Raw genomic sequence first — 8,707 nt, 5'->3', positions numbered from 1 at the left:
CTTCCTTCAGACATGACGGTCACCCCCCATGCCCTTGTCTTAAGCTACAGCTACTACTGCCTTCACTGTTCGGGACTTTCACCCTATAGTCTGCACCCATGCCGGGCACACCACCAAAAAAACAGGAGACGATGCAACGTCTCCTGTTTTTTATTCAACTTACTTAATAATCTCAGTTACAACGCCAGATCCAACAGTACGTCCGCCTTCACGGATGGAGAAACGAGTACCGTCTTCAATAGCGATTGGAGAAATCAATTCTACTGTCATTTCAGTGTTATCTCCAGGCATAACCATTTCAGTTCCTTCTGGAAGAGTAATAACACCAGTTACGTCCGTTGTACGGAAGTAGAATTGTGGACGGTAGTTAGAGAAGAATGGAGTATGACGTCCACCTTCTTCTTTAGATAATACGTAAACTTCAGCTTTGAACTGAGTATGTGGAGTAATGGATCCTGGTTGAGCCAATACTTGGCCACGTTGTACTTCATCACGAGCAATTCCGCGAAGAAGCGCACCGATGTTGTCTCCAGCTTCAGCGTAGTCAAGAAGCTTACGGAACATTTCCACACCAGTAACTGTAGTCTTCGTAGATTCTTCAGCTAGGCCGATGATTTCTACTTCGTCTCCAACTTTAACTTGACCGCGTTCTACACGACCAGTAGCAACTGTACCACGACCAGTAATGGAGAATACGTCTTCTACTGGCATCATGAATGGCTTGTCAGTTTCACGCTCTGGAGTTGGAATGTACTCGTCAACAGCTTTCATCAATTCAAGAATAGCTTCTTCGTATTTTGGATCTCCTTCAAGAGCTTTAAGCGCAGATCCTTTAATTACAGGAATTTCGTCTCCTGGGAAGTCGTATTCGGATAGTAGATCGCGAACTTCCATTTCAACTAATTCTAGTAATTCTTCGTCGTCAACCATGTCGCATTTGTTTAAGAATACTACGAACGCAGGCACGCCAACATTGCGGGAAAGCAAGATATGCTCACGAGTTTGCGGCATTGGACCGTCAGCTGCAGAAACAACCAGGATAGCTCCGTCCATTTGCGCAGCTCCAGTAATCATGTTTTTCACGTAGTCAGCGTGTCCTGGGCAGTCAACGTGCGCATAGTGACGAGTTTCTGTTTCATATTCAACGTGAGAAGTAGAGATTGTAATTCCACGTTCTTTTTCTTCTGGTGCACCGTCGATTTGATCATACGCGCGTGCTTCAGCACCACCGTGTTTTGCAAGAACCGTAGTAATAGCAGCAGTTAACGTAGTTTTACCGTGGTCAACGTGTCCAAGAGTACCAACGTTAACGTGTTGTTTGGAGCGGTCAAATTTTTCTTTTGCCATTTATAGTTCCTCCTTTAAATATAAAAATATATTTTTATAAAATTTATGTTCAGCTAAGAAATAACCCATTGCATATTTCTTAGTCCTCACCAATGTTATACGTTACATCTGCAAAAAAATCAATTATTCTCCTGCATTTTTCTTAATAATTTCTTCAGCGATGGATTTTGGCACTTCTTCATAGTGGTCAAATACCATCGTATACGTACCGCGACCTTGCGTGTTTGAACGTAGTGCTGTTGCATATCCAAACATTTCGGAAAGTGGTACAAAGGCTCTTACAACTTGTGCATTTCCGCGAGCTTCCATTCCTTCGATACGTCCGCGGCGGGATGTGACGTCACCCATAATGTCTCCCATATATTCTTCTGGGACGGTGATTTCCACACGCATTACAGGCTCAAGAAGCACCGGATTACACTTGCTTTTCGCCGCTCTTAGCGCCATGGATGCAGCAACTTTAAATGCCATTTCACTGGAGTCTACATCATGGTAGCTTCCGTCAAACAGCGTTGCTTTCACGTCGATTAGCGGATAGCCGGCAAGAACACCGTTTTCCATTGCTTCCTTAACACCTTGTTCAACAGCAGGAATGTATTCCCGTGGTACGACCCCACCAACGATGTTGTTGATGAATTCGAATCCAGCGCCTTCTTCGTTTGGTTCGAACTTGATCCATACGTGACCGTATTGTCCGCGTCCGCCAGACTGACGAATGAACTTACCTTCAACTTCAGCTGCAGCACGGAATGTTTCACGATAAGCTACTTGTGGAGCACCAACGTTTGCTTCCACTTTAAATTCGCGTTTTAGACGGTCAACGATAATATCTAAGTGCAGTTCACCCATACCAGAGATGATTGTTTGACCTGTCTCTGGGTTTGTTTCTGCACGGAAGGTTGGGTCTTCTTCGGACAGTTTGCCGAGAGCAGTACCCATTTTATCTTGGTCAGCTTTTGTTTTTGGTTCGATGGCAACAGAAATAACTGGTTCTGGGAACTCCATCGATTCCAAAATAACCGGATGTTTTTCATCACAGAGGGTGTCCCCTGTACCTGTATCTTTCAAACCAACAGCTGCTGCAATCTCACCGGAATATACTACAGGGATTTCTTCACGGTGGTTAGCATGCATCTGCAAGATACGGCCAATCCGTTCCCGTTTGTTTTTCACCGTGTTTTTCACGTAGGAACCTGAAGTTAACGTTCCGGAGTAAACACGGAAGAAAGTAAGTTTACCAACGAACGGATCTGTCATTACTTTAAATGCAAGTGCTGCGAATGGTTCGTCATCAGAAGATGGACGGGTAGTTTTTTCATCAGTGCCAGGAACAGTACCTTCAATCGGAGGTATATCTGTTGGCGCAGGCAAATAGTCGATAACGCCGTCCAGCAGCAATTGAACACCTTTATTTTTGAAAGCAGAGCCGCAGAAGACAGGGTAGAATTCAACATTTACTGTCGCTTTGCGGATTGCCCGCTTCAGCTCTTCGTTCGTAATCTCTTCCCCTTCTAAATATTTCATCATTACGTCTTCATCAGCATCAGCCACTGCTTCAATTAAGCTGACGCGCAATTCTTCTGCTTTGTCTTTATATTCATCAGGAATTTCCCGCGCCTCTTCCTTTTTGCCCAAATCGTCCAAATAGAAATGTGCTTCCATTTCGATTAGGTCGATAATACCTTCAAATTGATCTTCTGCACCAATCGGCAATTGTACAGGATGTGCATTGGCTCCTAGACGATCTTTTAAAGTAGATACAGCGTAAAGGAAGTCTGCGCCGATTTTGTCCATTTTGTTAACAAATACAATACGCGGAACGCCGTAAGTTGTAGCTTGGCGCCATACTGTTTCTGTTTGCGGTTCAACTCCAGATTGGGCATCCAATACTGTAACTGCACCATCAAGCACTCTTAGTGAGCGTTCAACTTCAACGGTGAAATCCACGTGCCCAGGTGTATCAATGATGTTGATACGGTGGCCTTTCCATTGGGCTGTTGTTGCAGCAGAAGTAATGGTAATCCCGCGTTCTTGCTCCTGCTCCATCCAGTCCATTTGGGAAGCCCCTTCATGGGTTTCACCAATTTTATGAATACGTCCTGTATAGAAAAGAATACGTTCGGTTGTCGTAGTTTTACCCGCATCAATGTGGGCCATGATACCGATATTTCGCGTCTTTTCCAAGGAGAACTCTCTAGCCATGTATTCTTCTCCTTTCTGTTCCATACTTTGGTTAGTTTAAAATTACCAACGATAGTGAGCAAATGCTTTGTTTGCTTCAGCCATTTTATGCATTTCTTCGCGTTTCTTCACTGCTGCACCAGTGTTGTTGGAAGCATCGATAATTTCGTTTGCAAGACGTTCTTCCATTGTTTTTTCTCCGCGAAGACGAGCGTAGTTTACAAGGTAACGCAAACCTAATGCTTGACGTCTTTCAGGACGAACTTCCATCGGTACTTGGTAGTTGGAACCTCCTACCCGACGAGCACGTACTTCAAGTACAGGCATGACATTTTTCAACGCTTGTTCGAAAACTTCCATTGGCTTTTGTCCTGTTTTTTCTTGAACAATATCAAAAGCTTTATAAAGGATTTTTTGTGCTTTTCCGCGTTTACCGTCAATCATAATTTGGTTGATTAAACGCGTAACTAATTTAGAGTTATAAAGCGGATCTGGCAATACATCACGCTTTGGTACTGGACCTTTACGAGGCATATTTACATCCTCCTTTCTTGAGTTGTCTTTCTAGTTTATTTTTTCTCTTTTGGTTTCTTTGTACCGTATTTAGAGCGTCCTTGCATACGGCCTTCTACACCGGCAGTATCGAGCGCTCCGCGGACAATATGATAACGAACCCCCGGCAAGTCTTTTACACGACCGCCACGAATTAGCACAACGCTGTGTTCTTGCAAGTTATGGCCAATTCCCGGAATGTAAGCTGTTACTTCCATGTTATTGGACAAACGCACACGGGCATATTTACGAAGTGCAGAGTTCGGTTTTTTCGGAGTTAATGTTCCTACACGAGTACAAACACCGCGCTTTTGCGGGGAGTTTTGGTTTGTCAGAGTCTTTTTGAAGCTGTTGTACCCTTTGTTAAGTGCAGGAGAGTTCGATTTCTTCGCTTTTCTTACGCGACCTTTGCGCACAAGCTGATTAATTGTAGGCATTGCATTTCCTCCTTTCGTTTTGCTGATTTTACTATAGCTAAAGTGCTATACTATCCATTTCCTAATCCCACACATCCAGGCGGTTCATTTTTTCGCAAAAAAATAGCTGGTCAACGCTATCTTTTTACTTCTGAATCCCGACCACGGATGCGCCAACTTCGATGCCGCAAGCAGCTCCAAGTTTTTTCTTTGAAGCGACGTGCTCGCATGGGATGTTCAGTTCTTGCGCTAATTGAATTACTTTTTCAGTAACATGCGCATCGGCGTCATCGGCAACGTACACTTCACTGATATTGCCGTTTTTCATCGCCTTCAGTGTCTGTTTCGTTCCGATTATTAAGCGAGATCTTACTTGAGACACTTTTTCATAAGACATTTTCATATCCTCCAAAGCTACAAGTATAATCGGAATCACCTTGAATATATTATCATCACAGCAATTTGATGTCAATCATTTTTAATGATTTTTTACGTTTTCACCAAGAAAAAAGGATGAAATTGAACCCTGTAAAGGAATGGTCCAATCCTTTACAGGGCAAGAGTTTTATTGCACGGTTTCTGTTTCGGATACAGTTTCTTCCGACGGTTCTTCCGGTTTGTCAAGAAACGGTTTAATGTTGCGATATTGCTGCATCCCTGTTCCAGCAGGAACGAGTTTTCCGATAATAACGTTCTCCTTCAATCCGAGGAGTTCATCCCGTTTTCCTTTGATAGCTGCATCGGTTAGTACCCGGGTCGTTTCTTGGAAAGACGCAGCAGATAAGAAGGAATCTGTTTCCAGGGAGGCTTTCGTAATTCCAAGCAATACCGGACGGCCGGTTGCTGGCTGGCCTCCGTTAAGCAGCACTTCCTTATTCGCATCTCTAAATTGATGGAATTCCAGCAAGGAACCTGGAAGCACATCGGTATCTCCGGAATCGACAACGCGAACTTTTCGGAGCATTTGGCGAACCATAACTTCGATATGTTTATCGCCGATTTCCACCCCTTGCATCCGGTATACCCGTTGTACTTCCCGAAGAATATACTCTTGTACACCTTCGATTCCTTTAACCCGCAATAAATCTTTCGGATCGATGGAACCTTCTGTCAGCTCTTGGCCGGCTTCCACCGTTTCCCCGACGGAAACTTTAATACGGGCATTATACGGCACCGGATAAGCTCGCTGTTCGACTTCGCCCTGGATGACAACTTCCAGCTTATCTTTGTTTTCTTTAATGTCAACGACAGTACCGTAAATTTCAGAAATGACCGCCTGCCCTTTCGGATTGCGGGCTTCAAACAATTCTTGAATACGAGGCAAACCTTGAGTGATGTCGTCTCCTGCAACTCCACCTGTGTGGAACGTACGCATCGTCAACTGGGTTCCCGGTTCGCCAATCGACTGGGCAGCGATGATACCCACCGCTTCTCCGACTTCCACATCGGAGCCGGTTGCAAGGTTGCGGCCATAACATTTTTGACATACCCCATGTTTCGTATTGCACGTAAAGACGGAGCGAATGGTAACTTCTTCTATTCCGGCTTCGACTATTTCCTTCGCCTGATCTTCGGAGATAAGCTGGTTCTTTTCTACAATTACTTTTCCTGTTTCCGGATGTTTTACCGTTAAGAATGCCGTCCGTCCAATTAAACGGTCTGACAACGGCTCGATGACCTCTGATCCATCGGAAAGCGCGGTAACTTTCAGTCCGCGGTCTGTACCGCAGTCCTCTTCGCGCACAATTACATCCTGGGCCACGTCAACGAGTCGGCGGGTCAAGTAACCAGAGTCCGCTGTCTTCAGCGCGGTATCCGCCAATCCTTTCCGTGCTCCGTGAGTAGAAATATAATACTCGTTAACGGTTAACCCTTCGCGGAAACTGGACTTAATCGGGATTTCAATAATCTTACCAGCAGGGTCTGCCATTAATCCCCGCATTCCGGCAAGTTGAGTGAAGTTAGAAGCATTACCACGGGCTCCAGAATCACTCATCATGAAAATCGGGTTTTGGTCACTCAAGGAGTTCATGAGACGATCCTGGATTTTATCCTTCGCCTCAGACCAAATTGCAATGACACGGTCATATCTCTCTTCTTCCGTTATTAAACCGCGGCGGAACTGCTTCAGCACCCGATCCACTTTTTCCTGAGCCGCGTCTAAGATTTCCCGTTTTTCCGGAAGTACGACGATATCGGAAATACCGACCGTCATACCGGCTTTCGTAGAATAGCTAAAGCCAAGATCCTTCATCAGGTCAAGCATTCTGGAGGTTTCAGTAATCTTAAAGCGTTTAAATACTTCGGCAATGATATCGCCGAGAAATCCTTTTTTAAACGGTTTAACTAATTCCCTGTTTTTAATTTCTTCTTTAACGTTCGTGCCTTTTTCCAAGAAATATTTATCAGGTGTCCGCACTTCCAGATTTACCCTCGACGGCTCATTAATATAAGGGAAGGAGTCAGGCAATATTTCGTTGAAAATCAGTTTGCCGACAGTAGTTAGCAGTAATTTGTCCTGCTGCTCTTCTGTAAAAGTTTTATTGTTTAGACTCCGGGCCGGAAGAGCAATGCGTGTATGGAGATGCACATAACCGTTTTGGTATGCGATGAGCGCCTCGTTCATATCTTTAAATACTTTTCCTTCTCCAATCGCTCCCGCCCGCTCCATCGTTAAGTAATAGTTACCTAAAACCATATCTTGCGATGGAGTTACTACCGGCTTGCCATCTTTCGGATTCAAGATGTTTTGCGCAGCAAGCATCAGGATGCGGGCTTCAGCCTGAGCTTCAGCAGATAAAGGCACGTGTACCGCCATTTGGTCACCGTCAAAATCCGCGTTATATGCCGTACATACTAACGGGTGAAGACGAATTGCCCGGCCTTCCACCAATGTCGGTTCAAAGGCTTGAATACCTAAACGGTGCAATGTCGGCGCTCGGTTTAAAAGCACAGGGTGTTCTTTAATAACATCTTCCAGCACATCCCATACGTCCGGATGTACTCTTTCAATTTTTCGTTTTGCCGACTTAATGTTGTGGGCAAGACCTCTTTCCACCAATTCTTTCATAATAAATGGCTTAAAGAGTTCTAATGCCATTTCTTTCGGCAAACCGCACTGATACATTTTCAAATTTGGACCGACAACGATAACGGAACGCCCGGAATAGTCCACTCGTTTTCCAAGCAAGTTTTGACGGAAACGTCCTTGCTTACCTTTCAACATGTGGGATAAAGACTTCAATGGACGGTTGCCCGGACCTGTAACCGGACGTCCTCTGCGGCCATTGTCAATTAACGCATCCACCGCTTCTTGAAGCATCCGTTTTTCGTTTTGCACGATAATGCTCGGTGCTCCAAGGTCAAGCAATCTCTTGAGCCTGTTATTGCGGTTAATTACCCGGCGATACAAATCGTTTAAGTCGGAAGTGGCGAAACGTCCGCCGTCCAATTGCACCATCGGTCTGATTTCTGGCGGAATGACAGGCAACACATCCAGCACCATCCATGCAGGATCGTTTCCGGAGTTACGAAACGCCTCCATCACTTCCAGACGTTTGATTGCACGGGTTCTCCGCTGGCCTTGAGCCGTTTTTAGCTCTTCTCTTAAGTTTTCAACTTCTTTTTCTAAATCAATATCTTGCAGAAGTTTCCGGATTGCTTCCGCACCCATCTGCGCTTTAAAGGCATTTCCGTATTTTTCGTAATAGTTGCGATATTCTTTTTCGGAAAGCAGCTGTTTCTTTTCTAACGGTGTGTTTCCAGGGTCCGTTACGATATAAGCGGCGAAGTAGATTACTTCTTCCAAGGCTCGCGGTGACATATCCAACACTAAACCCATGCGGCTTGGAATCCCTTTGAAGTACCATATGTGGGATACAGGCGCCGCAAGTTCGATGTGACCCATCCGTTCCCGTCGCACTTTTGACTTCGTTACTTCGACTCCGCAACGGTCACAAACGACACCTTTATAGCGTACCCGTTTATATTTTCCGCAATGGCATTCCCAATCTTTCGTCGGGCCGAATATCCGTTCACAGAACAATCCGTCTTTCTCCGGTTTCAACGTCCGGTAGTTAATTGTTTCTGGTTTTTTTACTTCTCCGTAAGACCAGGAACGGATTTTCTCTGGTGAAGCTAATCCTATTTTCATAAATTCAAAATTGTTTACATCCAGCAAGGAGCCTTCCTCCCTTATTCGTCACCTTTTT

The 8,707-nt window shown here is 44.9% G+C and carries 6 protein-coding genes; all 6 read right to left on the bottom strand.

Annotated elements, in window-relative coordinates:
- Positions 1 to 159 precede the first annotated feature (159 nt).
- The 6 genes from tuf to rpoC all read right to left on the bottom strand — a co-directional run bounded on the left by tuf (position 160) and on the right by rpoC (position 8,676).
- A complete protein-coding gene (gene tuf / locus IEV18_RS10860; protein WP_188392402.1) occupies positions 160 to 1,347 on the bottom strand; it encodes an elongation factor Tu in 1,188 nt (395 codons plus the stop codon).
- A 123-nt stretch (positions 1,348 to 1,470) separates the two neighbouring features.
- Positions 1,471 to 3,549, bottom strand: a complete 2,079-nt coding sequence (gene fusA, locus IEV18_RS10855; RefSeq protein WP_188392401.1) for an elongation factor G — start codon at positions 3,547 to 3,549, stop codon at positions 1,471 to 1,473.
- A gap of 42 nt (positions 3,550 to 3,591) precedes the next feature.
- Positions 3,592 to 4,062 (bottom strand): 30S ribosomal protein S7, encoded by a 471-nt coding sequence (rpsG, locus tag IEV18_RS10850; protein WP_188392400.1) that lies wholly within the window; start codon positions 4,060 to 4,062, stop codon positions 3,592 to 3,594.
- Positions 4,063 to 4,097: 35 nt separating this feature from the next.
- Positions 4,098 to 4,517 (bottom strand): 30S ribosomal protein S12, encoded by a 420-nt coding sequence (gene rpsL / locus IEV18_RS10845; RefSeq protein ID WP_188392399.1) that lies wholly within the window; start codon positions 4,515 to 4,517, stop codon positions 4,098 to 4,100.
- Positions 4,518 to 4,641: 124 nt separating this feature from the next.
- Positions 4,642 to 4,893, bottom strand: coding sequence for a ribosomal L7Ae/L30e/S12e/Gadd45 family protein (locus IEV18_RS10840; RefSeq protein ID WP_188392404.1), 252 nt, complete (start codon positions 4,891 to 4,893; stop codon positions 4,642 to 4,644).
- Positions 4,894 to 5,061: 168 nt separating this feature from the next.
- Positions 5,062 to 8,676: a DNA-directed RNA polymerase subunit beta' gene (gene rpoC / locus IEV18_RS10835; protein ID WP_188392398.1), complete on the bottom strand. Its 3,615-nt coding sequence runs from the start codon at positions 8,674 to 8,676 to the stop codon at positions 5,062 to 5,064.
- Between the last annotated feature and the right edge of the window lie 31 nt (positions 8,677 to 8,707).

It is taken from the genome of Compostibacillus humi, assembly GCF_014637175.1.
GTDB classification, from domain to species: domain Bacteria; phylum Bacillota; class Bacilli; order Bacillales; family Amphibacillaceae; genus Oceanobacillus; species Oceanobacillus humi.
This window is presented reverse-complemented; position numbering and strand designations above follow the sequence as displayed.